At 59.2% G+C, this 26,147-nt stretch carries 26 protein-coding genes; 8 read left to right on the top strand and 18 right to left on the bottom strand.

All coding sequences use genetic code 11. The annotated features are described in order from the left end of the window. Positions 1-147 precede the first annotated feature (147 nt). The 7 genes from SOR61_RS03700 to rpsT all read right to left on the bottom strand — a co-directional run bounded on the left by SOR61_RS03700 (position 148) and on the right by rpsT (position 8,447). Complete coding sequence (locus SOR61_RS03700) at positions 148-1,911, bottom strand: LTA synthase family protein (RefSeq protein WP_320611343.1); 1,764 nt, start codon at positions 1,909-1,911, stop codon at positions 148-150. A 35-nt stretch (positions 1,912-1,946) separates the two neighbouring features. Next, the gene (locus SOR61_RS03705) at positions 1,947-3,857 is read right to left on the bottom strand and encodes a sulfatase-like hydrolase/transferase (protein ID WP_320611344.1); all 1,911 of its coding nucleotides are present in this window, start codon (positions 3,855-3,857) and stop codon (positions 1,947-1,949) included. 161 nt (positions 3,858-4,018) lie between these two features. Next, positions 4,019-5,452 (bottom strand): glycine--tRNA ligase, encoded by a 1,434-nt coding sequence (locus tag SOR61_RS03710; protein WP_320611345.1) that lies wholly within the window; start codon positions 5,450-5,452, stop codon positions 4,019-4,021. Positions 5,453-5,701: 249 nt separating this feature from the next. After that, a complete protein-coding gene (locus SOR61_RS03715) occupies positions 5,702-7,039 on the bottom strand; it encodes a trypsin-like peptidase domain-containing protein (RefSeq protein WP_320611346.1) in 1,338 nt (445 codons plus the stop codon). 151 nt (positions 7,040-7,190) lie between these two features. Then, positions 7,191-7,973 (bottom strand): AI-2E family transporter, encoded by a 783-nt coding sequence (locus SOR61_RS03720; RefSeq protein WP_320611347.1) that lies wholly within the window; start codon positions 7,971-7,973, stop codon positions 7,191-7,193. A gap of 2 nt (positions 7,974-7,975) precedes the next feature. Continuing rightward, a complete protein-coding gene (locus SOR61_RS03725; protein WP_320611348.1) occupies positions 7,976-8,101 on the bottom strand; it encodes a hypothetical protein in 126 nt (41 codons plus the stop codon). Between the two features lie 79 nt (positions 8,102-8,180). Beyond that, complete coding sequence (rpsT, locus tag SOR61_RS03730) at positions 8,181-8,447, bottom strand: 30S ribosomal protein S20 (protein ID WP_320611349.1); 267 nt, start codon at positions 8,445-8,447, stop codon at positions 8,181-8,183. A gap of 199 nt (positions 8,448-8,646) precedes the next feature. Between rpsT and gpr the strand changes: the two genes are divergently transcribed. Then, entirely contained in the window at positions 8,647-9,552 is a 906-nt protein-coding gene (gene gpr / locus SOR61_RS03735; protein WP_320611350.1) for a GPR endopeptidase, read from the top strand. A gap of 87 nt (positions 9,553-9,639) precedes the next feature. Here the strand turns inward: gpr and SOR61_RS03740 are convergent, their stop codons facing one another. From SOR61_RS03740 to dnaA, 11 genes are all read right to left on the bottom strand, one after another. Continuing rightward, positions 9,640-10,350 carry an HAD family hydrolase gene (locus tag SOR61_RS03740; RefSeq protein WP_320611351.1) on the bottom strand — a complete coding sequence of 237 codons (711 nt, stop codon included), beginning with the start codon at positions 10,348-10,350 and terminating at the stop codon, positions 9,640-9,642. 63 nt (positions 10,351-10,413) lie between these two features. Next, positions 10,414-10,854 carry a ribonuclease HI gene (gene rnhA / locus SOR61_RS03745; RefSeq protein ID WP_320611352.1) on the bottom strand — a complete coding sequence of 147 codons (441 nt, stop codon included), beginning with the start codon at positions 10,852-10,854 and terminating at the stop codon, positions 10,414-10,416. Next, positions 10,851-11,081 (bottom strand): hypothetical protein, encoded by a 231-nt coding sequence (locus tag SOR61_RS03750; protein ID WP_320611353.1) that lies wholly within the window; start codon positions 11,079-11,081, stop codon positions 10,851-10,853. Before SOR61_RS03750 ends, rnhA begins: the two co-directional genes overlap by 4 nt. 9 nt (positions 11,082-11,090) lie before the next feature. Continuing rightward, complete coding sequence (gyrA, locus tag SOR61_RS03755) at positions 11,091-13,601, bottom strand: DNA gyrase subunit A (RefSeq protein WP_320611354.1); 2,511 nt, start codon at positions 13,599-13,601, stop codon at positions 11,091-11,093. 72 nt (positions 13,602-13,673) lie between these two features. Then, positions 13,674-14,372 carry a PrsW family intramembrane metalloprotease gene (locus SOR61_RS03760; protein WP_320611355.1) on the bottom strand — a complete coding sequence of 233 codons (699 nt, stop codon included), beginning with the start codon at positions 14,370-14,372 and terminating at the stop codon, positions 13,674-13,676. 29 nt (positions 14,373-14,401) lie between these two features. Then, the gene (gyrB, locus tag SOR61_RS03765) at positions 14,402-16,348 is read right to left on the bottom strand and encodes a DNA topoisomerase (ATP-hydrolyzing) subunit B (RefSeq protein ID WP_320611356.1); all 1,947 of its coding nucleotides are present in this window, start codon (positions 16,346-16,348) and stop codon (positions 14,402-14,404) included. Between the two features lie 36 nt (positions 16,349-16,384). Beyond that, complete coding sequence (gene remB / locus SOR61_RS03770) at positions 16,385-16,654, bottom strand: extracellular matrix regulator RemB (RefSeq protein WP_320611357.1); 270 nt, start codon at positions 16,652-16,654, stop codon at positions 16,385-16,387. A 66-nt stretch (positions 16,655-16,720) separates the two neighbouring features. Then, positions 16,721-17,869 carry a DNA replication/repair protein RecF gene (recF, locus tag SOR61_RS03775; RefSeq protein ID WP_320611358.1) on the bottom strand — a complete coding sequence of 383 codons (1,149 nt, stop codon included), beginning with the start codon at positions 17,867-17,869 and terminating at the stop codon, positions 16,721-16,723. Continuing rightward, positions 17,866-18,078 (bottom strand): RNA-binding S4 domain-containing protein, encoded by a 213-nt coding sequence (locus SOR61_RS03780; RefSeq protein WP_320611359.1) that lies wholly within the window; start codon positions 18,076-18,078, stop codon positions 17,866-17,868. The genes recF and SOR61_RS03780 overlap by 4 nt, the downstream gene beginning before the upstream one ends. A 19-nt stretch (positions 18,079-18,097) precedes the next feature. Then, complete coding sequence (dnaN, locus tag SOR61_RS03785; protein WP_320611360.1) at positions 18,098-19,210, bottom strand: DNA polymerase III subunit beta; 1,113 nt, start codon at positions 19,208-19,210, stop codon at positions 18,098-18,100. 285 nt (positions 19,211-19,495) lie between these two features. Beyond that, on the bottom strand, positions 19,496-20,812 hold the full coding sequence (gene dnaA, locus SOR61_RS03790) for a chromosomal replication initiator protein DnaA (protein WP_320611361.1): 1,317 nt from the start codon (positions 20,810-20,812) through the stop codon (positions 19,496-19,498). A 464-nt stretch (positions 20,813-21,276) separates the two neighbouring features. On the opposite strand from dnaA, the gene rpmH reads away from it, so the two are divergent. The 7 genes from rpmH to SOR61_RS03825 all read left to right on the top strand — a co-directional run bounded on the left by rpmH (position 21,277) and on the right by SOR61_RS03825 (position 26,125). Continuing rightward, on the top strand, positions 21,277-21,411 hold the full coding sequence (rpmH, locus tag SOR61_RS03795) for a 50S ribosomal protein L34 (RefSeq protein ID WP_320611362.1): 135 nt from the start codon (positions 21,277-21,279) through the stop codon (positions 21,409-21,411). 121 nt (positions 21,412-21,532) lie between these two features. Then, a complete protein-coding gene (rnpA, locus tag SOR61_RS03800) occupies positions 21,533-21,901 on the top strand; it encodes a ribonuclease P protein component (RefSeq protein ID WP_320611363.1) in 369 nt (122 codons plus the stop codon). Further along, positions 21,898-22,116, top strand: coding sequence for a membrane protein insertion efficiency factor YidD (yidD, locus tag SOR61_RS03805; protein ID WP_320611364.1), 219 nt, complete (start codon positions 21,898-21,900; stop codon positions 22,114-22,116). Before rnpA ends, yidD begins: the two co-directional genes overlap by 4 nt. Before the next feature lie 60 nt (positions 22,117-22,176). Beyond that, entirely contained in the window at positions 22,177-23,556 is a 1,380-nt protein-coding gene (gene yidC, locus SOR61_RS03810; protein WP_320611365.1) for a membrane protein insertase YidC, read from the top strand. 14 nt (positions 23,557-23,570) lie between these two features. After that, entirely contained in the window at positions 23,571-24,320 is a 750-nt protein-coding gene (gene jag, locus SOR61_RS03815; protein ID WP_320611366.1) for an RNA-binding cell elongation regulator Jag/EloR, read from the top strand. Positions 24,321-24,389: 69 nt separating this feature from the next. After that, a complete protein-coding gene (locus tag SOR61_RS03820) occupies positions 24,390-25,328 on the top strand; it encodes an alpha/beta hydrolase (protein ID WP_320611367.1) in 939 nt (312 codons plus the stop codon). A 68-nt stretch (positions 25,329-25,396) separates the two neighbouring features. Beyond that, the gene (locus tag SOR61_RS03825; RefSeq protein WP_320611394.1) at positions 25,397-26,125 is read left to right on the top strand and encodes a DNA polymerase III subunit delta; all 729 of its coding nucleotides are present in this window, start codon (positions 25,397-25,399) and stop codon (positions 26,123-26,125) included. Positions 26,126-26,147 lie beyond the last annotated feature (22 nt).

Below are 26,147 nucleotides of genomic sequence, written 5' to 3' on the forward strand. Positions count from 1 at the left end.
AATAACTATACATATTAAAGTGTATCACAAAACCTCCCCTATCTCAAGAGATAAGGGAGGCTTTTCAGAAATTTCAATGGAAATCCGTCATTTTGAAACAGAAAATAGAAGGAAAACTTTCTTTTTTTCCCTCTCATGTCAAATCCCTCAGGAATACCGGTTCCGGTCATAGGCGGATACGTTCTGGAACTGGTCCATGAGGGCCTGGGCGGCAGCCGACGGGGTCTGGGTCAGCGCCCCGTTTTCCATCACCCATCCGGTGGTGTGAAGTACCGGCAGAGCCTGGGCCACTTCCCGCTGGGCCTGCATGTAAGCCGAGCCCTCCCAGCCGCAGAGCCCAAAGACCTCGTTCATCAGGAAGCAGGGGGAGAGATCCGGGCCCTGGCCCTGGAAGTCATTGCCCAGGGTCTCCTTGGCCGAATCGTTGGCCCAGATCATGTACCAGGTCTCGTAATAGTTTCGGAAGCCCTCCTCCGTGGAGGTGTCCAGGTTGATGCCCAGGGTCTCGTAATAGGCCCCCTGGTTGCCCATCCAGGGCTTGTGGTCCCCGAAGAGCACCAGCACCACCGGCTCCTCCCGGCTGTTCAGATACTGGGTGAATTCCTTCAGGTAATGGCTGGTGTCCTGGATGGAGTAGAAGTAGTTGTTCAGGGCGTTGTCCACTTCCGTGGGGTAGTCCCCGGTGCAGTAGCTGTTGCCCCAGTAGGTGAACTCCGTCTCGTAGGGGCCGTGGCCCTGGTAGGTCACGTTAAAGGAGAACAGAGGGGCATCGTTGGTGTCAAAGTATTCTGTGAGCCGCTCCTCCAGGTCGGGGAAGTAGACGTTGTCGTAGACCACGTCATCCTGGGTGTAGCGGTTGTAGTAGTTGTCTGTAAAGAGGTAATCCTCCAGACCCAGGTTGGGGTTGGCGTGCTTCCGGTCATAGAACCAGTCCCGGCAGGGGTGGGACCCGTTGGCCACATAGCCCTGGTCCCGGAGGTACCAGGCCACCGAGTCGGTCTTTTCCAGAAAGTCCCCGTGTTTGTTGCCCCCGGTGATCACCGCCCACTCGGTCTCTGCGGTGCCCCCGGCAAAGATGTCGGTGACCAGGGTACCGGAATAGCTCTGCTCCTGCAGGTCATGGAAGTCCCGGTAGACCTCCGGGGACAGGCCGTCGATGTTGTACTGGGAGAAGTCGGCAAAGGCCTCCATCTGCATGGAGATGATGCTCACCTTCTTGTCCTGGGGGATGTCGGCGTCCTGATACCGGTCCATGATGGCCTTGCCGGCTGCCTCGTCGTACCCCTCCGTGTTCCCCTCCATGCTGTGGAGGAAGGGATAGACCACCCCGCAGGTCATATAGGCCTGGGTCTGGTTCTTGCTGGTCTCCCCGGCCATCCGGGTGTAGAGCAGGTCGTTGGGAAAGACCTTCCAGAAGCAGACCACCAGCACCACCGCCGCCGCCCCCAGGGAGACCAGACGGACCGGCAGCTTGGGCCGGCCCTTCCCCAGGAAGAAGAGCAGCACGGTGACGGCCACGATCACCACGATCCAGAGGATCATGAGAGGGGTCAGGGACACCTCATACTGGCCGGACATTTTCAGGCCCTCCCGAATCCGACGCAGGTCGTCCCAGAGAAGGGGGTCGTCCCGGAAGAGGATCTTGAAGTAGTTGCCTCCGGTGAGAAGGAAGAGGACCGCCCCGGTCACCAGACTGGCGATCCAGGCCTGCCCTGTGGCCAGCCACAGAAGCAGCAGGCAGAGAAACACCGGCAGGGTGTTCAGAAGAAAGATCAGGGGATGGCTCCCCAGGGCGTTTTCCCCCTGCCCCGCCAGGGCCAGGGAAAACCCGCTGTACACCACCGTCACCACCACCAGTAGACCAAAGGTCAGCCAGGGGGAGACGGGTCGTTTATGGGAAAAGGATTTCATAGATACGCTCCTTGTTCTGCTGTTGTTGGGCCGCCTCAGCGGTCATAGTAGTTTCCGGCCAGGACCCAGTTGCTCATGGCCATGATCTGATTGATCTCCTGGGTGCGGGCGGGGTCGCCCTTCTGCCCGCTGGCGCTGTCCCAGTAGGTCTTGCCGTCGTACCAGCTGCCGTCGGAGAAGAACACATAGCCCCCCTGGTCCCCCAGGCCGTCGTGCCCGGCGAAGAATGCGCCGGTGGTGTCCAGGCCGAAGAGGTTGGCAAGGGTGGGCAGCACGTCCAGGCTGGAGGTGACTTTCTCCACCTGGGTGGGCTTGGTATCCTTGGACCAGATAAAGAAGTCCGTGTGGCGGATGAGGTTCATGTTATCTGCGCCTTTGAGCTTCATGCACAGGTCGTCGTCCATCATGTAGTAGTTGTAATGGTCGGCGTAAAAGACCAGCACCGTGTCGTCCAGGTGGCCGCTGGCCTCCAGCTCAGCCATGAGTGCCCCGATGAAGTCGTCGGTCTCCATGGCCCCGCCAATGGCGTAGACGCAGTTGCCCTCCGTGTGCCTGGCGGCGGCCTTGGCCCGGTCGGCGTGGGCCTGGTAGACCGCCCGCTCGTCCCCGTAGTAGCCGTGGGCGGAGTAGGTGATGACGAAGGAGTAGAAGGGGTCGCCCTGGACCATCTGGTCAAAGCCGTTCATGAGATACCGGTCAAACTCCGGGTTCTCCATCCCCAGTTCGCTGCCCCCCACGTAGCGCTCATAGCCCAGGTTGGGATGGACCTCTCCCCGGTTGTACACATCTCCGTCGCTGTTGTGGAAGGTGTTGGCCGTGTACCCCGCCTTTCGGAAGAGGTTGGCGATAGAGTAAGAGAAATCGTCCCGGGTATACACGGAGGTGGGGATCCCTCCCCGGGCGGGGAGCAGAGAGGTGTTGGTCATAAACTCGGTGTTAAAGGTGCTGGCGGTGATATAGGCCGGAGTATAGTGGTTCTCAAAGCAGATGCTCTGCTCCTTCAGGGCCGCCAGATTGGGCATGTAGGCCGGGTCCAGCATCCAGGTATCAATGGCCTCCAGCTGGACCATGATGAGGTTTTTCCCCTGGAACATCCCGCTGTAGTCGTTGTCGGTCTGGGCGGCCTCATAGTCGGCCACATACTGGTCCACCTGCTCCCGCTGGCTGTCGGTCATGGAGCCGGTGGGGAAGAGTAAGATCCACAGGTCCCGGACGGTGTACTGGTACAGGCCGCAGAGTTTCAGGCAGTTGGTGGTGTCGCTGAACTCCTGGTAGGTGGCAGCGGGTACGTCCTCTGCGTCGTTGAGCCAGATCACCGTGTCCATCTTGAGGAAGAAGTGGAAGTGGGTAAAGATCACCAGGCCCACCCCCACCAGAAAAGCCAGCACACCGGTGAGCACCGATTTCTTCACCGGTTTCGGGGGGATGACCTTTAGGAGGCGTCCGGAGGTCATCATGAGAAGGACGGTGATGGTGGCGCCGGCCACCACCTTCCAGTCGATGTGGATGTAAGAGCTGTCCACGAAGCTCCCCGTTCCCCCGAAGATGAGCACGGAGAAGGAGAAGAACTGGCTGAACACGCTCATAAAACCGCTGTGGGTCACGGCGATGGTGACAAAGGTCACCAGCGGGACGCACCGGACAAACCAGCGGGGGGCTTTCGGAAGGAAAAACACCAACCCGGCAAACACCAGGGCCCAGCCCAGGGTGAAGAGGTTGGCAGGAAGATATGTGACCCCCACCATCCCCACGCCCCGGTAGGTGAAGCGCAGGGTGAAGTCCAGGACCAGATAGGCCAGGAAGAAGGGGATGATGTAGAGATAGGGCAGGATGCCGGGCACGTCCCGGCTGTACAGGCGGGCATGGGCCATACAATAACCAAAGGAAAGGCCTTGTGCCTTTCCCTCCTGTGTTTTGTCCATGTTCTTTTTGGAATGGGTATGCATAAGAATGGTCCTCATGGGAAGAGAGGGACCCTCCAAGGGGTGCACTGCTCTCCCTTTGGCGGGATACCGGCGGCAGGGAAAGAGGCCGCGGCATCCATGGCTGTGGTCCTGCCCCGCCGGTTGTCCCGGCGGGGCAGGGCTTGGTCTCTTTCAGTGGGTGCTTAGAAGGACACCTTCTCCTGAATGTAGTCCTTCAGCTGGTCGATGGGCAGACGGATCTGCTCCATGGTGTCACGGTCACGGACGGTGACGCAGTGATCGGCTTCCTTCTCCCCGTCGCCCACGGTGTCAAAGTCCACGGTGATGCAGAAGGGGGTACCGATCTCGTCCTGGCGGCGATACCGCTTGCCGATGGAGCCGGCCTCGTCGTAGTCCACCATGAAGTGCTTGGACAGCTCTTCCTGGATCTTCAGAGCGGGCTCAGCCAGCTTCTTGCTCAGGGGGAGCACAGCGCACTTGAAGGGAGCCAGCGCAGGATGCAGACGCAGCACGGTACGCACGTCGTCCACGCCCTTCTTGTCCTGGCCCACCACTTCCTCGTCGTAGGCGTCCACCAGGAAGGCCAGGGTCACACGGTCAGCGCCCAGGGAGGGCTCAATGACGAAGGGGATGTAGTGCTCGCCAGCTTCCTGATCGAAATAGGTCTGATCCTTGCCGGAGGTGGTCTGGTGCGCGTTCAGGTCGTAGTTGGTGCGGGAAGCAACGCCCCACAGCTCGCCCCAGCCGAAGGGGAAGAGGAACTCAAAGTCGGTGGTGGCGTTGGAATAGTGGGAGAGCTCTTCGGGCTCATGGTCTCTCATGCGCAGGTTCTCGTCCTTCATGCCCAGCTCCTGGAGCCACTTGTGACAGAAGTCCTTCCAGTAGCCGAACCACTCCAGCTCGGTGCCGGGCTTGCAGAAGAACTCCAGTTCCATCTGCTCAAACTCACGGGTACGGAAGGTGAAGTTGCCGGGGGTGATCTCGTTGCGGAAGGACTTGCCCACCTGGCACACGCCGAAGGGGAGCTTCTTCCGGGTGGTCCGCTGAACGTTCTGGAAGTTCACGAAGATACCCTGGGCGGTCTCGGGACGGAGATAGACGGTGTTCTTTGCGTCCTCGGTGACGCCCTGGAAAGTCTTGAACATCAGGTTGAACTGACGGATATCGGTCCAGTTGTGCTTGCCGCAGGTGGGGCAGGGAATGTTGTGCTCTTCCACAAATTCCTTCATCTCGGCCTGGCTCAGAGCGTCCACGGACTTGCCCAGGTCAAAGCCGTTTTCCTCGCACCAGGCCTCGATGACCTTGTCGGCGCGGAACCGCTCTTTACACTCCTTGCAGTCCATGAGAGGGTCGGAGAAGCCGCCCACGTGACCGGAGGCCACCCACACCTGGGGGTTCATGAGGATGGCGGCGTCCAGGCCCACGTTGTAGGGGTTCTCCTGCACGAACTTCTTCCACCAGGCCTTCTTCACGTTGTTCTTCAGCTCCACGCCCAGGGGGCCGTAATCCCAGGTGTTGGCCAGACCGCCATAGATCTCGCTGCCCGGGAACACAAAGCCGCGTCCCTTGCACAGGGCAACTACTTTATCCATGGTCTTTTCGGAATTGGAAAGCATGACAAAACTCCTCCTTCGCCGGATGCCCCGGCGATCTTATATTTTTTTGGTCGGGACAAAACCCGGCAAGACTCTCTTTTTCTATGGTTTTCTATACACTTCCGTAATAGTTCAATTATACCCGAAAACACCATAGTGTCAAGGCCGGGACGGTCGCCCCAGGGAAAAACCGGCTGATCCTCATGGGAGCAGCCGGTTTTCCGGAAAGCAGGCATGCTTTCCCTTCTTGTTTGATCGATTTCTCTATGCTTAATATCCGAAGTTGTAAGACCAACCGCCGCTGCCTTGCTGCTGCTGTTGCTGCTGCTGTTGCCGCTGTTCTTGATATGCCTTACGATCTTCTTCCTGTTTGGCTTCGGTTTCGGGGGTGGACTCTTCCAGAGTCACCTTGACGGTGAGGGTCTCCCCGCTGCGATACACGGTGAGGGTCACCTGATCTCCCGGCTTGTGCTGGTCCACGGCAGCGGCCAGCTCGGTCCGGCTCTTGACCTCCGTATCGTCGATCTTGGTGATGATGTCTCCGTCCTTGAGGCCGGCCTTGGCAGCGGGCATACCCTCGCTCACCTTCCCCACCAGAACACCGGCGGGGATGCCATAGGCCTGCACCTGCTGGTCCACGTCCTCCATGATGACGCCCATCACAGGCTTGCCGGTGACGTATCCCTTGTTCACCAGGTCGGACACCATGCTTGCCACGTCGTCCATGGGGATGGCGAAGCCCAGACCCTCCACAGAGGCGGAGGAAGAGGACCCGTTGGAGGAGAGCTTGGCCGAGACGATGCCGATCACTTCCCCGTGGCTGTTAAAGAGAGGGCCGCCGGAGTTGCCAGAGTTGATGGCGCAGTCGGTCTGGATCATGTTCATCTGCTGGCCGTTGCTCATGGTCACGGTACGGTTCAGGGCGGAGATGATGCCGGCAGTCTGGGAGAAGGTCAGTTCGCCCAGGGGGTTGCCGATGGTGGTGACCTGCTCGCCCACCAGCATGTCGCTGGACTTGCCAATGACCACAGGCTTCAGGCCGGTGGCCTCGATCTTAATGACGGCGATGTCGTTTTCCGCCTCGCCGCCCACCACAGTGGCGGGGTACTGCTTGCCGTCCACAAAGGTGACGGTGATGGAGTTGGCCCCTTCAATAACATGGTAGTTGGTGAGGATGTAGCCGTTTTCCGTAATGACGAAGCCGGAACCGGCGGCGGCGCCGGTGACGGTCTGGCCAAAGATATTGGTGCTCACGATATCCACCGTGATGCCCACGCAGGAGGCGGAGTAGGCCCCGTAGATCTCTTCCGTGGTCATCTCCTTCTCCGTGTTCACTTCCGTCACGTTCAGCTGGGTGGGTTCCCGGCTGCCGGCGTACAGGGTGGTCTCGTTCTTCCCCCCCATCACGCTGGCCAGAGGATGGATGGACGCACCGGCCAGCACACAGACCAGACAGACCGCAACGATCTTCAAGGCGTGCTTGGTCTTGCGGCTCATGGGCTTCCGCTCCTTCTTCTTAGGTCCGCCGGGAAAGTCCGGACCCTCCTGCCCCGGTTGGGGAGAGAAGGGATCATGGTTCCATTGATTGTCGTTGTTGTAGTAGTCCATGGTGAATGCCTCCTGTGCTCCGCTTCGCAGGAGGGCCGCCTGGGTTCTCCTTCCGGCGGATCTGGTTCCTGCTGCATGGGTTCTTGTTTTTTACAGGGGTCAGTATACCCATAATTTATGAAAATTTCGTGACGTCGTCGTGGAGAATTTTTTAATTTTTGGGTCCTTTCCGGGGTGTCTTTCGCAGCAAGGCGGTAAAGTCCTCCCCGGCCATGGCCAGGTCGCCCACCGTCTCCCGGAACATCCCCGCCTGCCAGAGGTTGCGGACCATGATGAGAAGCACCGGGCCCAGGATCATGCCCAGGACGCCCCCCAGTTTCATGCCCACATAGATGGCCAGCAGGGACAGCAAGGGGTGCAGTCCCGTCTGGTCGCCCACCACCTTGGGCTCCATAAACCGGCGGAACAGGCAGATGATCCCCCAGATCACCAGCAGCGGCACCGCCTGCTGCCATTTTCCCAGGAGAATGAGGGCCGCCGCCCAGGGCACCATGGCAGTTCCTGCGCCGATGATGGGGATAAAGTCCATCACACCCAGCAGCACCGCCAGGAGAATGCTGTACGGCTGGCCGATCACCAGAAATCCCACCAGCAGGATCACCATGACCCCCAGAGAGATCAGGGCCTCCGCCTTCAGGTAGCCCCCAAAGGCGGCGGAAAAGGCCCGGCGCAGCTGGTGGGCCACCCGGGCCATAGGCTCCGGGATCCGGCGGGCCACGCTCTCCTTAATATGGGGATAGTCTGCGGCGGTAAAGTACCAGGCCATGAGGAAAAACAGAAAGGCCAGCACAAAGGAGGAGATGCTCCGGGCGGCCGAGGCGGTCTGGGGGACCAGCCCATAGGCAAAGTCTTTCAGCCACAGCAGCAGCCGGTCCGACAGGTCATGGACCAGATCAGCCACCGCCGTGGGCAGCAGGGCCAGCAAAAAGGGCATGGTCAGGGACAGGACAGGCCCCCCGCCAGGAACAAAAACAAAACAATGGCCAGAAAGATCAGCAGACGGATCAGCAGGCGGGCCCAGAGCTGCCGCCGCTGGGGCCAGGAAAGAGGCTGAAAGTTCATACGTGTCTCCTTATTCTACAATAAAAGGATAGAAAAAAACCGTCTGAAATTGTCAGACGGTTTTTTGCATACAGGATCATTACTGGGGGATCTTGTTCAGCCGCAGAGTCATCTTGCTCTTACGGTTTGCTGCGGTATTCTTATGCAGCAGGCCACGGGCAGCAGCCTGATCCACAGCCTTGACTGCTTCCTTGTATCTCTTATCGGCCTCGCTGCGGTTGCCTTCGTTGATAGCAGCGTCAAAATACTTCAGCTGAGTCTTGAGTGCGGACTTTGCGGCCTTGTTTCTTGCGGCCTTTGTCTGATTGACCAGAACACGCTTCTTTGCAGACTTGATATTCGGCAAACCAAACACCTCCTCCGATTCTTGTCATAAAGTCACAAAAGTTCTGTGCGAGAATGTATTTTAGCACAAGCAAATGAAAATTGCAACCTTTTTTCTGGAAAAATTCGAATTTTTACATATTTTTTTGCCCAATGCTAAAAATAGTGGCGCAAAGGTTATTCTTCCACCAGATATGGTGGTTTTTATCAGGGAGGGCGCCATGACGTACCGCAGAAAGATCGATCTGGCCCTGGAGGCCAAGGAGCTGGCGGAGGCTTCCGCCGGGGAACTGTCTCCCCTTCCCGGGGTGAAAGCGGAGGAGTCCACCCTCTTCGGGTTCCCCCTGACCCGGGTGGACATTCTCACGCCGGAGGGGGAAGCGGCCCTGGGAAAACCGGTCGGCACCTATCTCACCCTTACCCTTCCCCATCTCCCCCGGGAGCGGGAGGAGATTTTAGAGGCAGCCCGGGGGGTGGCCGCCATGCTGGAACAGCTGGGCACCCTGCCGGAGACCGGTCCGGTACTGGTGGCGGGCCTGGGCAACCGGAGCATCACCCCCGACGCCTTAGGGCCCAAGACCACGGACTCCCTTTTGGTCACCCGCCATCTGACCAGAACCACAGAGCCCTCTCTCTCCGGCCTGCGGCCGGTGGCCGCGCTGGCCGCAGGGGTGGCAGGCACCACCGGAATGGAGAGCGGCGAAGTGCTGGCGGGAGTGGTCAAAACCATACAGCCGGTCTGTCTGGTGGCGGTGGACGCCCTGGCCGCCCGGCAGCAGGAGCGGGTCTGCCGCACCATTCAGGTCTCCAACCGGGGCATCGTCCCCGGGTCGGGGGTGGGCAACGCCCGCCTGGCCCTGGACCGGGATACCCTGGGCATCCCGGTGATCGCCATTGGGATCCCCACGGTGGTGGACGCCGCCACCCTTTGTATGGACCTGCTGGAAGCAGGGGGCATCCAGGATTTTGACCTGTCGGTCTTTCGCCGGGAGGGAGCAGAGTGGTTCGTGACCCCTCGAAGCATTGACAGCGAAGTGCAGCTGCTCTCCCGGGTGCTGGGCCTGGGGATCAGCACGGCACTCCATGTGGATTTCTCTGTGGAAGATGTGGAAAAGTGGATCTCATAGGGATGAATTTCCCGGATTTCCGGGGATTTTTCCCACATTTTTTCTGATTTTGGGGAAACCATCCCCCTTTTTTCTTCCACAGGACCCTTACTTCCGGCCCTCCAGATAGCGCATCAGATCGGCGTATCCCCCGTGGGGATAAGGGGAGAGATCCTTCTCCCCACGGTTAATGAGGCAATCGGTGAGGAGAAAGACCTCCATGCCCACAGTTCTGGCCACCATATCTTCATCCACGTCGTTGCCCACCATAACGCAGGCCTCTGCCGGGCTGTCCAGCCGGTGGGTGAGAGACCGGTAGTACTCCGGATTGGGTTTGCTGAACCGGCTATTTTCATAGGTGGTGTAGAAGAGGAAATCCTCCGGCTCCAGCCCCGCCCAGCGGATGCGGCTCTCTGTGGCGATGGAGGGGAAAATGGGGTTGGTAGCCAGAGCCACCGGATACCCCTGGGCTTTCAGGGCGGTCACGGTCTCCCTGGCCTGGGGATTAAAACCGCAGAAGGCCTGGGCCTTCTGAAAGTCCTCCCGGTAAAAGCGCTCAAAGATCGCCTGGTCTTCCCGGACCTTCTCCCCGTAGATCTTAGTAAAAGCAGCCCAGAAGGCCTCCTCGTTGGTGCGGCTGCCGTCGTTCTGCACCATGGCGCCAATGCCGGTCCAGATATGCTCGGCCAAAGTATGGGGATCATACCCGTGCTCCTGTAACTTTCCGGCCAGCAGCTGGAAGTATCCTTTCGTAAAGACATCCTGATCCATGGGCAGCAGGGTGCCGTCCAGGTCAAAGAGAATGGTGGGTTTCTTCATGGTTTCATTCCTTTCAAAACCCCCTTTGTCCTACAGGGCAAAGGGGGTTTGCTTCACAGTTGGTCAGCCTTTCCACTTTCGGCTCTCCGCCACGGCCATCTCGTCGCAGCGGTTGTTATAGGGGTTCTCCGCATGGCCCTTCACCCAGTGGTAGGTGAGGGAATGGACCTGGGTGAGCGCCAGCAGCTGGTCCCATAAGTCGGGATTCAGAGCGGGTTTCTTATCGCTTTTCACCCAGCCCCGCTTTTTCCAGCCCCAGGCCCAGCCCTTTTCCAGGGCGTCGATCACATATTTGGAGTCGGAGTACAGGTCCACCTGGCAGGGCTCCTTCAAAAGGGACAAGGCCCTGATGACAGCGGTGAGCTCCATCCGGTTGTTGGTGGTGGAGGCTTCCCCGCCGGAGATTTCTTTCTTATGCTTGCCGTAAAAGAGGACCGCGCCCCAGCCCCCGGGACCGGGGTTGCCGGAGCAGGCGCCGTCGGTATAAATGGTCACCTGTTTCACGGGGTCTCCTCCTTTTTGGCCTGTTTCCTCCTTTTTCTCCGGGGGACCACCAGAAGAGCCAGACCGATCAGGGCGATCACCCCGCCGCCAAAGAGATAGAAACTCCCGTAGTAGAGGTTGGAGGCGGGGATCACATCAACGATGGCCTTCCAGATGAGCAGGGCCCCCAGAATCAGCATGACGATCCCTGCGCCGGTGAGCATCCGCCGGAAACTTTTTTCTTCCATGGGGCCTCCTTATGCCTCCCCGTCCGGGGTGGTCTCTTCGTCGTTCTCCTGCTCCACCCGGGCCAGAGCGATGACCTTGGCCCCCGGAGAGACCCGCATGACCTTCACGCCCTGGGCGGTGCGGCTGTACAGGTTCACGTCAGAGGCTGCCATGCGGATCATGGTGCCGTCGTCGGAGATGATGAGGATATCGTCGTCAGGACCCACCACCTTCAAGGCAGCGGCCTTTCCGGTCTTTTCGGTGATCTGATAAGCCTTCAGGCCGAAGCCGCCCCGGTGCTGGGGCTCTCCGCCGGAACGGATGTACTCCTCCACGGGGGTACGTTTACCATAACCATTTTCGGTGATCATCAGCAGGTTGGCGTCGGGATAGGCCCGGACCGCGCCAATGACGTAGTCCCCCTCCCGGAGCTTGATGCCCCGGACACCCACGGCAGTCCGGCCCATGGGCCGTACGTCGGTCTCCCGGAAGCAGATGGCCATACCTTCATGGGTGGCGATGAGGATGTTCCGCTCCCCGTTGGTCTCCCGCACGGAGATGAGTTCGTCCCCTTCATCCAGGGTGAGTACCCGCAGGCCGGAGGTCCGGATGTTCCGGAAGGCAGATTTTTCTGTCCGCTTCACGGTGCCGTTGCGGGTGACCATGAAGAGATAGCCGTTTTCGTCATAGTCCCGTCCGTGGAGCATGGCGGTGACCTTCTCCCCCGGCTCGAACTGGAAGATGTTGTTCAGATGGGTGCCCTTGGCAGTGCGGCTGGCCTCGGGGATCTGGTACCCCTTCTTCCGATACACCCGGCCGGAGCTGGTGAAGAAGAGGATATTATCATGGCTGGAGGCGGTGAAGAGGGTGTCTACATAGTCCTCTTCCCGGAGGCTCTGGGCGGAAATGCCCTTGCCGCCCCGCTTCTGAGACCGGTAGGTGGAGGCGGGCATCCGCTTAATGTATCCGGCGGCGGTGAGGGTAAAGACGCACATCTCCTCTTCGATCAGGTCTTCGATGTCGATCTCGTCCTCCACGTCCTGAATTTCCGTGAGACGGTCGTCCCCGTACTTCTCCCGCATCACCAGGAGTTCTTCCTTCAGAACCCCCAGCAGCTTCTCCCGGTTGGAGAGGAGCTCGGCGTACCAGGCGATCTTTTCCTCCAGCTCGTCGTACTCGCCCTGGAGCTTTTCCCGGTTGAGGCCCTGGAGAGAGATGAGACGCATATCGCAGATGGCCTGGGCCTGGACCTCGTCCAGGTCGAACCGGTTCATCAGGTTTTCCCGGGCGTTGTCGTAGCTGGACCGGATGATCTGAATGACCTCGTCAATGTGGTCCTGGGCGATGAGCAGACCTTCCAGCAGGTGGGCCCGCTCCTCTGCCTTCCGCTTGTCGAAGATGGTCCGGCGGGTGATGATCTCTTCCTGGAAGGCCAGGTATTCATCCAGAATATGCCGCAGGGAGAGGATCTTGGGCTGGCTCTGGTTGTGCACCAGGGCCAGCATGTTCACCGCAAAGGTGGTTTGCAGCTGGGTCTGCTTTAACAGGTGGTTGAGCACCACCTGGGGGTTGGCGTCGTGCTTGAGCTCGATGACGATGCGCATACCGTTGCGGTCGGACTCATCCCGCAGGTCGGAGATGCCTTCCAGCCGTTTGTCCTTCACCTGATCGCTGATGAAGGTGATGAGCATCCGCTTGTTCACCTGGTAGGGAAGCTCGGTAACGATGATCCGAATCCGGTCATGGTTCTTCCCGTACTCCTCAAACTCGGTCCGGGCCCGCATGGTGATCCGGCCACGGCCGGTGGCGTAGGCTGCCCGGATGCCCGACCGGCCCATGATGATGGCCTTAGTGGGGAAGTCCGGACCCTTGATGTGCTGCATCAGGTCGGCCAGGTCTGCCTCTGGGTTTTCCAGCACGCAGATGGCCGCGTCGATCACTTCCCGCAGGTTGTGAGGCGGGATGTTGGTGGCCATACCCACGGCGATACCGGAGGAACCGTTCACCAGCAGGTTGGGGAACCGGGCCGGCAGGACCTTGGGCTCCTTCCGGCTCTCGTCAAAGTTGGGGCCCCAGTCTACGGTCTCCTGCTCAATGTCGCTGAGCATATCCGCCGCCATCTTGGACATTCTGGCCTCGGTATAACGGTAAGCAGCCGGGGGGTCGCCATCCACGGAACCGAAGTTGCCATGGCCCTCGATGAGGGGATAGCGCATGGAGAAGTCCTGGGCCAGACGGACCAGGGCGTCGTACACCGATGCGTCCCCATGGGGGTGGTACTTACCCAGCACGTCACCCACGCAGGTGGCGGACTTCTTAAAGGGCTTGTCCGAGGTCAGCCCGCTTTCGTACATGGTGTAGAGAATGCGCCGGTGGACAGGCTTGAGACCATCCCGCACGTCAGGAAGGGCACGGCCCACGATGACGGACATGGCGTAGTCGATGTAGCTGTCCTTCATCTCCTTCACCAGGTCGGACTCTACGATGACCTGCTGAGGAAAGGCAATGTCCTCCGGTTTATAGTCTTTGTTCTTGCTCATATCGTAACTCCTTTTCAGGAAGGTTTCCGCATCTTCTGCGGGGTATGGGGAAAACCATACCCCATTCTGCCGTTACAGGGCCACAGGGCCGTCCTCCCGGGCGCTTTTTCGCAAAAAATTCCACACATAGAGTACCAGCCCTGCAAAATAGGGGTAGAACACCCAGCCAAAGGCCACCAGCAAAAAGTCGTACAGGCCGTGGAGCACCGCCGCCAGCAGCCAGGCATTTTTCCGGGCTGCTTCGGCCTGCTGGTACTGTCCGTGGGCTTCCAGCCATTTGGCCCGGCCCACGCCGGCCCCCATGACCACCCCGAACATGGCGTGGCCGGGGATGGAGAAGATGGCCCGCACCACGGCAGTGGAAAAGCCGTTGGTGAGAACATACAGGATATTCTCCACGGCGGCAAAGCCCAGGGAGACAAACACGGCGTACACCACCGCATCAAAGCGAAAGTTAAAGTTGGGCTCCTGCCAGGTCCTGCGGATGAGGACCCGATACTTGACCCCCTCTTCGATGAATCCAGGCACCACAAAGTAGGCCAGGAAGAGATAGACCATGGGACGCCAGGGGAAAAAGTCAATGAACTGGTCGGCCATAAGTTCCAGCACCAGAATGGGGACCATGGCCAGCACGCCCCGGAAAAACAGGGACATAAGAAGGCCCGCCGGTTCCCGGTCCAGCTTGTCCATCCGGTAGACCACCCCCAGCAAAAGAAGGGGAGGCAGCAGGGCGGCCGCCACCAGAAACACCACGGAATTCAAAAACAGCATTGGTTCTGCTCCCTTCGCCGGAAATCAGCTTAAATATCCAGGTTCACCACGTACTTGGCGTTTTCCTCGATGAATTCCTTTCGGGGCTCTACCTTCTCGCCCATGAGGATATTAAAGACCTCGTCGGCCTTCACTGCGTCGTCCAGGGTGATCCGGCGGAGGGTTCTGGTCTCAGGATTCATGGTGGTCTCCCACAGCTCGTGGGGGTCCATCTCGCCCAGACCCTTGTAGCGGCTGATCTCCACCTTGGCGTTGGGGTTATCCCCACGCATCTGAGCAGAAACCTGGTCTCGCTCCGGGTCGGAATAGGCCACCCGCTGCTGCTTGCCCCGGGTGATCTTATACAGAGGGGGAACCGCAGAGTAGACATAGCCCTGCTCAATGAGGGGCCGCATGAAGCGGAAGAAGAAGGTCAAAAGCAGGGTGCGGATGTGGGCGCCGTCCACGTCGGCATCGGCCATGATGATGATCTTGTGATACCGCAGTTTCTCCGGGTTAAACTCCTCTCCGATGCCAGCCCCCAGGGCGGTGATCACCGGGATTAGCTTTTCGTTGCTGTATACCCGGTCCGCCCGGGCCTTTTCCACGTTGAGCATCTTGCCCCACAGAGGCAGGATGGCCTGGAACCGGGCGTCCCGGCCTTGGATGGCGGAGCCGCCGGCGGAGTCGCCCTCGACGATGTAGATTTCCGTGAGGGCGGGGTCCCGCTCGTTGCAGTCCTTCAGCTTGTCCGGCATCTGGCCGGATTCCAGCCCGGTCTTGCGCCGGACCGATTCCCTTGCCTTCCGGGCAGCTTCCCGTGCCCGGGCAGCGGTGAGGGCTTTTTCCAGGATGGCCTTGCCCACGGCAGGATTTTCCTCGAAAAAGATCTCCAGCTGCTCGCTGACAATGGAGTTGACCAGGGTGCGGATCTCGGAGTTGCCCAGCTTAGCCTTGGTCTGGCCCTCAAACTGGGCCTCGGTGAGCTTCACGGAAATGACGCAGGTGAGGCCCTCCCGGCAGTCGTCGCCGGTGACCTTCTCGTCATCTTTCAGGATCTTGGCCTTTCGGCCATAGGCGTTGAGGGAGTTGGTCAGGGCACGCTTGAAGCCCTCCTCGTGCATGCCTCCCTCCGGGGTGTGCACGTTGTTGGCAAAGGAAACAATGACCTCGTTGTAGGTGTCGGTGTACTGCATGGCCACCTCTGCCATGGAGGTGTTCTTTGCCCCGGACATGTAGATCACATGGTCATGGATGGTGGTCTTGTTCCGGTTCAGGTAAGTGACAAACTCCCGGATGCCACCTTCATAGCACATGGTGTCGGAGACTTCCTCTTCTCCCCGCCGGTCAGTGATGGTGATGGTGAGGCCGGCGTTTAAGAAGGCCTCTTCCCGCATCCGGGTATGGAGGGTCTCATAGCTGTACTCCAGGGTTTCCCGGAACATCTCCGGGTCGGGCTTAAAGGAGACTTCGGTGCCGGTGCGGTCGGTCTGGCCTACGATGGTCATTTTCTGGGTGACCGCACCCCGGGAGAACTTCATCTCGTAGATGTTTCCGTCCTTGTAGACCCGGGCGGTGAGCCACTCGCTCAGGGCGTTGACCACCGAGGCGCCCACGCCGTGGAGGCCGCCGGAGACCTTATAGCCGCCGCCGCCAAATTTACCGCCGGCGTGCAGGATGGTAAAGACCACTTCCAGGGCGGGCTTTCCCGTCTGCTGCTGTACGTCCACGGGGATGCCGCGGCCGTTATCGGTGACGGTGATGATGTTCCCCTTTTCGATGGACACGTGAATTTCAGTACAGTACCCGGCCAGGGCTTCGTCAATGGAGTTATCCACGATCTCATAGACGAGGTGGTGTAACCCACTGGAGGAGGTGGAGCCGATGTACATGCCCGGACGCTTCCGGACTGCCTCCAGCCCCTCCAGCACCTGGATCTCCGAGGCGCCGTATTCATGCTCCACTGCCGTAGTGGTTTTGTTTTCCAACTGATCCATAGATAACCTCCAAAACGAGAGAATGCGAAACGAAAATCAAACCGTCTCAAAGCTGCCCGACTCCACCCGCTTGAGGAGGGTGGAGGAAGAGAGCTGAGACAGGTAAATGGTCACTCTGCCGGATGGGTCCTGGCAGAGGGTGAAGGATTTGGGCAGGTCCTCCCCTACGGTGACCACCCGTCCTTCCTGCTGCGCCCGGGCCAGAAACTCCCGGGTGAGTTTGGAATACGATGTGTTGTCCAGGTCAAAGATCCCCAGGACATCCCGCTGGGGAATGACCACAGAGGAACCCAAGTGAAGATACACAGCGGCGGCTCCTTTCCCGTTGGATCCGGAGAAATGAGCCGGACCCCTTGTTTTCTGCCTATTGTATCACGGGGCGGCCTCGAATCCGGGACATTCCTGTCCGGATCTCTCCCCTGCCACCAGCTTTCCCTGGGAAATGTGCAGCACGTTCCCCGAAAAGGCCTCCCCTTCCGGGGCGTCGCAGCCGGTGATGAAGACCTGTCCCCCGGTGATCCGCTCCAGCACAAAGGCCTGCCGCCGGGCGTCCAGCTCAGAGAGCACGTCGTCCAGCAGAAGGATGGGCCACTGTCCGGTGTCGTCCCGGAAGAGTTCCCGCTCCGCCAGCTTCAAAGACAGAGCTGCGGTGCGGGTCTGCCCCTGGGAGGCAAACTGCCGGGCGGACTGACCGTTGATCTCCGTAAGCAGATCGTCTTTATGAGGACCGGAAAGGCAGGAGCGGGCGGCCAGTTCTCCCTGGGCGTGGTTCTCCTGATGAAGACGAATCCCTTCATACAGGGTGGTGGTAGGGGCCAGGGGGTCCTGGATGGTGGAAACGGTGGCATAGGACAAGGAGAGGTCCTCCCGTCCACCGGAAAATTCCCGCTGGATCTCCCCGGCCTTCTCTGCCAGCTTGCGGATAAAATGGGCCCGGTAGTGGATCACCAGAGCGCCCGCCCGGGCCATGGCCTCGTTAAAGTCCTCCAGCACCTGCAACAGTCCGGGATTTTTCTCCCAGTCCCGGAGAATGCGGGTCTTGTGCTCCAAAAGCTTATTGTATTGGGTGAGGGCCTCCCCGTACCGGGGGCGGAGCTGGCAGATGGCGTGGTCCAGAAAGGCCCGGCGTTCTGCGGCCCCGGACTTGATCAGGGACAGGTCCTCGGGACAAAAGAGAACGGTCTGTACGATCCCCGCCAGTTCCCCGGCGGTTTTCAGTTTTACGTGGTTGACGAAGAGCTTTCGGCGGCTGCCCCGGAAAAGCTGCGCCTCCAAAAGAAAGTCCCGGTCCCGGCTGTGGACCTGGGCCGTGATGGTCCCCTTGTCCCGGCTGAAACCGATGAGCTCCTTGTCTCCCCTGGCCCGATGGGACCGGGCCCCGGAGAGAAAGCCGATGGCTTCCAACAGGTTGGTCTTTCCCTGGGCGTTTTCCCCATAGATCACATTGACCCCCGGGGAAAAGGAGGCGGAAAACCCCTCGTAGTTGCGGAACCCGTCCAGGGAAATGGCGTCTACTCTCATTGCACCGTCATCTCTTTGTCAAAGAGCACGGCCACGTCGCCGGGGCGGAGCTTCTTTCCCCGCTGGAAGCAGGGTTCTCCGTTGACCGAGACCTCCCCTTCCTGAATGAGGATCTTGGCCTCTCCCCCGCTGGCCACCACGTTGGCCAGCTTCAAAAGGGCGTCCAGCTTGATGTATTCGGTTGTGATGGGAACGGTGATTTTTTCCATGGTTCTCTTCTCCCCATCCTCAATAGTCAGCCTTGAGCCGCACAGGCAGCACCATGAACAGGAAGTTTTCTTCCCCTTCTGCGGGAACGATAATACAGGGAGTAATGGGGCTGGACAGTTCCAGCTTCACCTGGTCGCTGGGGGCAGCCTTGAGGGCGTCCATCATGTATTTGTTGTTGAAGCCGATCTCCAATCCGTTGCCGCTGCCCTCCACAGGGCAGCAGTCATGGGCGGTGCCGATGGCAGTTTTGGTGGTAATGTCGATTTCCCCGTCATTGATGACGCAGCGCAGGGGGCTTTTCAGCTTTTCGCTGACGATCAGGGAAACACGGTCGATGCAGGACAGGAGCTGTTTGGTTCCGGCCACCACCTGAATGGGGTTGTTCCGGGGGATGGCCTGCCGCCAGGCCAAAAATTCCCCTTCCAACCGGCGGGAAATGAGGATGGTCTGGCCGATCTTAAAGAGAATATGGCGGGAGCCCTGGTGAATGTGCACCGACTCGTCGGTTTCCCGGCAGATTTTTTCCACTTCCGCCAAAGAAGCACCGGGGACCACGAACTCAAAGGTTCCGTTTTTGGAGGTCACCGGTTCCCGGCGCAGAGCCAGACGGAATCCGTCCACCGCCACCAGGGTGAGGCCGTCATCATCCACCACAAACAGGGTCCCTCTGTGGACCGGACGGCTCTCATCGTCGCTGACAGCAAAGAGGGTCTGCCCGATCATGGCCCGAAGGGTCTGTTCCGGCAGTTCCAGAGAGTTCTGATATTCCACAGTGGGGAGCTCCGGGAAGTCTTCCGGGTCGATGCCCATGAGGGAAAACTCACTCATCCCGCAGGAGATGTGGACTTTCAGGGCCTCTTCCTGGAAGAGAACGGTATCGTCGGGCATTTTCCGGATGATTTCTCCGAACAGGCGGGCGGACAGAACCATGGACCCGGCTTCGGTGACGTCGGCCTGGATGGAAGACCGGATGCCGGTCTCCTGGTTGTAGCCGGTGATGAAGAGGGTGCCGGATTCTTCTGCTTCCAGCAGGAGTCCTTCCAGAGCGGGGATGGTGCTCTTGGGAGAAGCCGCCCGGGAGGCGGTCAAAATGGCGCTTTGAAGCAGCGCTTTTTCGCAGCTGAATTTCATGGGAAAGCCTCCAATCGGTTGAAAGATGGAAAAACCTGTGTTTTCTCCCCAAATAAGAGAGAACAGGAAAAATGGTAGTAATCGTGGTCGTAGGGGGAATTTTTGTGGAAAAGCCGGAAAAAGCCAGAAATGCCAAGGATTTTTTACCAACAGGGCCCGTGGAAAAAATTTGACGAAAATTTTGGCTTTGTGGAAAAACGGGAAATATCCACCGGACGGGTTCCACATTTCCACAAAATCCGGTGGATTTTTCAGGAGAACGCCGGAGAAAAAAGGGGGAATTTCTTATCCGTACCGGTCGTTGACATTGGAGCGGATATCCTTCACCACTTCGGCGATCTCGGGGTTGGATTTACTGAGTTTTTCGATGCGGTCAATGGAGTGCAGGACAGTGGTGTGGTCCCGGTTTTCAAACTCCTTGCCGATCTCCTTCAGGGAGAGTTTGGTCATGTTTCGGATGAGGTACATGGCGATCTGCCGGGCCTGCGCCGTCTCCTTGGTTCGGCCCTGGCCCCGGAGGGCAGCGTCCTCAATATTATAGAATTTACAGACCTCTTCTATGATCACTTCCGCAGTGGGCAGAATGTCGGCGGTGTCCTTGAACATATCCCGCACCGCCCGGGTGACGGAGTTGGCGTCCACGTTGCTGCCCAGCAGGTCCCGGAAGGCCAGGATTTTTTTGACGGTCCCTTCGATCTGCCGGACGTTGGAGGTGATGTTTTCCGCCACATAGATGAGAACCTCTTCGGGAAGCTCCACGCCCATGCGGATGGCCTTGTTTTTGATGATGGCCATTCTTGTCTCGTAGTCGGGGGGCTGGATATCAGCCAGAAGGCCCCATTCGAACCGGGTTTTCAGTCGGTCCTCCAGCCGAAGCATTTCCTTGGGGGGACGGTCGGAGGTGAAGACGATCTGTTTTTTCTCCTCATAGAGGCTGTTGAAGGTATGGAACATCTCTTCCTGGGTGGAGTCTCGTCCGGCGATGAACTGCACGTCGTCCATGAGGAACACGTCGGCGGAGCGGTACTTGTCCCGGAACTCCTGGTTTTTGCCCTCCCGGATGGCGCGGATGAGTTCGTTGGTGAAGGAGTCGCCGCGGATGTACACGATCCGGTAATCGGGGTGATTCTGGTGGATGGTATGGGCAATGGCGTAGAGCAGGTGGGTCTTGCCCAGACCGGACTCTCCGTAGATAAAGAGGGGGTTGTAGTTTTCAGCCGGGTGCTCCGCCACGGCCACAGCGGCGGCGTGGGCGAACTTGTTGGAGTTGCCCACCACGAAGCGCTCGAAGGTATACTCCTCCGTGCCGGGGAGGAACCGGGAGACGGTCTCCTTTTTTCCGTACTTTTCCCGCTCCTCGGGACCCAGGATGACCACATCCAGGTCGGCAGAGAAGAGATCGTACAGGGCTTTCTTCATATCCGGCAGGTACCGGGAGGCCACGATATCCTTTTTGAAGTCGGTGGGGATATAGATGACGAACCGGTTTTCCTCCAGGGCGATGGGTTCAGCGTCGTTGAACCAGGTGGAGATGGTGGTGTTGGTGAGCTGCTGCTCCATAATCGCCAGGACCCGGTTCCAAATGTCAGCGGCGGAGTTCATGGGATTCCTCCTTCTTTCTTTCCAGAACGAGACGAGATTGATGAGAAAAAACAAGTATACAATAATCGGCTTATTATACCAGATTTTGCGGACCTTGGCAAGCAGATTTGTATTTATAAGGTAGGAGGGGGAGAGACTTCTCCGGGTCCGGAAAAGAGGGGGGCGGTTGGACCGGGTTTTCCCGGGAGAAGGGGGAACTGAAAAAAATTTTTTTCAGCCCCCTTGGGGAGAGGAGGTTTTTCTCCCGCAAGATATTGTGGGAAAGAGGGAAAAGTCGGTGCGGGACAAGGGGTTTCCGTAAATTTTGGGTTGACACAGCCAATTCTTTTCCGTTATAATAATCTTCGCGTAATCATGGACAGAGATCACGCGTTTATTTGACGACCGCAGCCGGGGCAATTCGGCTGTTGTGGTTGGCGGAAGGGAGATCCTCCGCTGGAAATAGATACAGGAGGTGTATCAGAATGGTTCGTACCTATCAGCCTAAGAAGCGTCAGCGTTCCAAGGAGCATGGGTTCCGCAAGCGCATGGCTACCGCCAACGGGCGCAAGGTTCTGGCCCGTCGCCGCGCCAGAGGCCGTGCCCGGCTGACCCACTGATGCCGGGGTTAACCGCATAAAGAGTACAAGGGGCGGGGAATCCAATTCCACCGCCCCTGCGAAGCATACGGAGTTTCTCTCCCGCTTCGCAGTCTACGTTGCGTGAGGAGAAAATGAAGCTGTGAAGTATACGGTCTCCTTAAAGGAAAACAGAGTGTTCCGCCGGCTCTACGCCAAGGGAAAAAGCGCCGTGGCTCCCACCATGGTGCTTTACTGCCGGAAAAACGGCAGAAAGGAAAACCGCTTCGGCATCACCGCAGGAACCAAGCTGGGCCATGCCGTGGTCCGCAACAAAGTCCGCCGCCGTCTGCGGGAGATCTATCGCCTCCACGAGGGGGAGATCCTCCCCGGCTACGATATTGTCGTCGTGGCCCGGGTCCGGGCGGTGCACAGTCAGTACAGAGACTTGGAGCAGCATTTTCTCCGCCTGGCAAAAAAACTGCAGCTTCTTCGTTCCTCCGGTCCCGCCGGAAAGGAGAAGAAGCCATGAAGACGATCCTCTTATGGATGATCCGGTTCTACCAAAAGGCAATCTCACCTGCCCGTCCCCCCTGCTGCCGTTTTATTCCCACCTGCTCGGCCTACGCCCTGGAGGCCATTGAAAAATACGGCGCAGTGAAGGGGGGCTTTCTTGCCGTGCGAAGAATTCTGCGCTGCAATCCCTTTCATAAGCAGAAAAGCATTGAGTATGATCCCGTTCCCTGAGGATGCTCTTCGGGCCGGCGCCCTGCCGCCGGACTCTCAACCAACCTTGGAGGCGTTGCAATGAACATCATCTTAACCCCCTTCGCCAAACTGGTTCTGCTCTTCTATAACGTGACCGGCAGCTATGGTGTGTCCCTCATTCTCTTCGGTCTCGTTATCCGACTCATCCTCTTCCCCGTCTTTTTGAAAGGCCGGAAGGGCATGATGGGCATGAGCAGTTTGGCGGAGAAGCAGAAAGTCCTGCAGCAAAAGTACGCGAAAGACCGGACCCGGTACAGCCAGGAGCTCCAGAAGCTCTATGAACAGGAAGGGGTCAAGCCCTCCTCCGGCTGTCTGTGGTCCTTCCTCCCCCTGCCCTTCCTGATGGTCCTGTACGCCATCGTCCGTCAGCCTCTGACCTACCTTATGGGCATGACCGAGGACCAGTTCAACTCTGTGTCCAACCTGCTCTACGGAAACGTACTGAGCTACCAGAACCAGCAGCTCCAGATGGCCCAGGATGTCTTCCTGAACCACGACAAAATCGTCTCCGCCATCCCCGAGCTGGCCAACATGCCCCAGATCGACTTTACCTTCCTGGGCATCAACCTCTCCCAGACGCCTTCCCTTTTCTTCTGGAAGGAAGAAAACCTGCTGCCCACCTTTGGCCTGTTTCTGGTGCCCGTTCTCTCCGCGCTGCTCAGCGTGGTGTCCATGATCGTCACCAATAAGATCAACGCCAAGGTCCTGCACACCAATCGGGTGGTGGACCAGAGCGCCAAGATGACCATGGTGATCATGCCCCTGGTCTCCCTGTGGCTGTGCTTCACCCTCCCCGGCGCCCTGGGCGTGTACTGGATCGCCAACAGCCTCTTTGCCATCATGCAGGAGTTCATGAACATCCCCTTCCTCACCAAGTTTATCAAGAAGCAGGAAGAGGAGCGGCTCCGCCGGCAGGAGGAGGAAAAGGAACGGCTCAAGCAGGAGAAAAAGCTCCAGGCCGAGGCTAAGCGAAAGGCTGCGGAAGAGATGCGCCGCATCCAGATGGAGCGCAAGCTCAACAAGAGCATCGCCACCGCCAGCCGGGAGGGGATGCGTACCTATGCCCGCGGCCGCCTCTATGACCCCGACCGCTACCCCACCTTCCCCTATCGCGACCCCAATGAGATCGCCAAGGAGGAGTGGGAGCAGAAGCAGAAGGAAGCCGAAGAGCGGAAGAACAAGAAAAAAGGAAAGAAGGATGGTTCTCCCGCTCCCGCAGAAACGCCTGTGAGCACTGAGACCCCTGTGGCAGAGACCAAGGAAGCTGCTGCACAGGAGGAAACACAGGAGGCTGCTGCGGTGACCCAGGTTCCCGTTTCCTCTCAGCCGGTCCAGCCGGCAGAGCCCGAAGAGGAAGAAGAGGGCTTCGTGGAGGAATCCTTCCTGGAAGAACCTGAGGAAGAGAACGAAGAAAAGTAAGGAGGGAACGCCAGATGTTGAAATGGATCGAAGCCACCGGCAAGACCGAGGAGCTGGCTGTGCGCAGCGCCCTGGAACAGCTGGGTCTGGACCGGGACAGCGTTTCCGTAGAAATTTTAGAGCGGGCCAGAAGCGGCTTTTTGGGCTTTGGCAGCTCTCCGGCCAAGGTGAAGGTCACCTATGAGGTCCCCGACGAGGAACCCGCCCCCGCCCCGGCAGAGGAGCCCGCTGCGCCCCCCGCTCCGGCAGAGAAGGCCGCCCCGGAGAAGGAGCAGCCTGCCCCCACCACCCGCACCGGCACCGTGGAGGAGCGCATCCGCGCCTTCCTCACCGGCCTGCTGGCCCATATGGAAGTTGAGGCGGAGATTCACATCTCCCCCAAGGAAGACAACAGCATCCTGGTCACCCTGGAAGGCAGCCGCCTGGGCGCCCTCATCGGGCACCGGGGCGAGACCCTGGACGCCATCCAGCAGCTGACCAATTACTCTGTCAATCGTGGCCGCTCCCACCGGGTGCGGATCCATATTGACGCGGAAAATTACCGTGCCAAGCGGGAGGAATCCCTGAAGCGTTTGGCCAACAAAGTGGCTGCCAAGGTGGTCAAGTACCGCCGGAATATCACGCTGGAGCCTATGAACGCCTATGAGCGTCATGTGATTCATGAGACCCTGCAGGATTATCCCGACGTCATCACCTACTCCACAGGAACTGAGCCCAACCGCCGCACCGTGGTGGCCTTTTCCCGGGGAAAGCACGTATATTGACCAGAAAAACGGCGGGGGAGGACTGTGTTCCACCGCCGTTTTTTCCCGTTTTAGAGAGGAGAGAATGCCATGACATTCCGTGAACGTATCCATCCGCAGCTTCGTGCCTGGTATGACGCCTCCCCTGGCTTTGACTTCGACCATCTGGAGGAGTTTGTGCCCAAGTGCAACGCCGCCGAGCTGGCCAACCTGAAAGAAGACCCGGAAGTCTCCGTCCGGGATGAGATCATTCCCGGCCCCCACGGGGCCCCTGATGTGAAAGTGCGGATCTATGAGCCCCGGGAGAAACAGGCCCAGCCCCTGCCCTGCCTGTTCTTCTACCACGGCGGCGGCTTCCTCTTCGGCACGGTCTACCGGCAGGAGGCCCTGTGCCAGCGCTACGTCAAGAATGTAGGCTGCATGGTGGTGTCCGTGGAGTACCGTCTGGCCCCCAACTGGAAAACCCCCGCTCCCCTGGAGGACTGCTACGCCGCCCTTCTGTGGGTGTATGAAAACGCCGACACCCTGGGGGTGGACCGGGAAAAGCTGGCGGTGTCCGGCCTGTCCGCCGGAGGAAACCTGGCTGCGGCCATGGCCCTGCTGGTCCGGGACCGGAAAGGCCCCAAGCTCTGCCTGCAAATGCCCTTGTACGCGGAGCTGGACTATACCCTGGATACTCCCTCCAGCCATGAGATCACCGACGAAAAGGTCTGGTGCCGGTACAACTGCGAAAAGTCCTGGGAGAAGTTCTTGAATCCCGGGAAGATGCCCGACCAGTACGACGCACCTGCGCTGGCCAAGGACCTCACCGGCCTGCCTCCTCTCTTTTCCTACATCGGGCAGCTGGACCCGGGCCGGGACGAAAACATCGCCTACTGGACCCGGATGATGGAAGCCGGGGTGGAGGTAGAATATCATGTGTTCCCGGGCTGCTACCACTGCTTTGAGCTGAGCGTTCCTGACGCAGATTACAGCCAGGCAGCCTATGCCCTCACCTACGCCGCCCTGCGCAGAGCGTTCGGCAGGTAAGAACGGGATTCTTTACACAATTTCACGCCACGTTGTGGAAAAAGGAGGGAGACTTCCCTGTGGATCGGATGGATTTCCTGGAAAATCGAATGAAACGCCGGCAGTTATCCCACGCCTACCTGGTGGTGGGGGAAAACCGGAAGGCCCTGGCGGATCGCCTGGCTGCGGCCTGGGTCTGCACCGGACCGGAACCGCCCTGCGGACACTGCTCCGGCTGCCGAAAGGCGGCCCTGGGCATCCATCCTGACATCATCCGGGCGGACCCGGAGGGGGAAGGGCTGAAAGCCGACCAGGTCCGGGCCCTGCGGGCAGACGCTTACATCCGACCCAACGAAGCCCCCAACAAGGTCTATGTTCTGGAGCACGGGGAACTGCTCAACCCCACCGGACAGAACGTTCTTTTGAAACTCATTGAGGAGGGACCGGCCTACGCCTGCTTTCTCTTCCTCTCCCCCAACCCGGAGCTCCTTCTGCCCACCATCCGCTCCCGGTGCGAGACCCTCCGGGCGGAGGGAGAAGAGACCGCGGCGGCCAGCCGGGAAGGAGAACAGCTGACTCAATGGATCGTATCCGGGGCAGCCCCCCTGGAGACCCTTCCCTTCCTGCTGTCGCTGGAAAAGAAGGACCGGCAGGAGATCGCCCTTCTGTTGGAGGAGACCACCGCCCGCCTCACCGCCCTGCTGCCCCGTCGGCCGGACTTGCTGGCGGTGGTGGACCGGCTGGCCCCCATTCGCGCCGCCTGTGAGTTCAACATCAGTTCCGGCCATCTGGCGGGCTGGATCGCAGCGGTGCTGTAACGGATCAATACCCAAAGGAGAA

This window comes from Evtepia sp. (genome assembly GCF_034090835.1).
In the GTDB taxonomy this organism is placed as follows: Bacteria; Bacillota; Clostridia; order Oscillospirales; family Oscillospiraceae; genus Evtepia.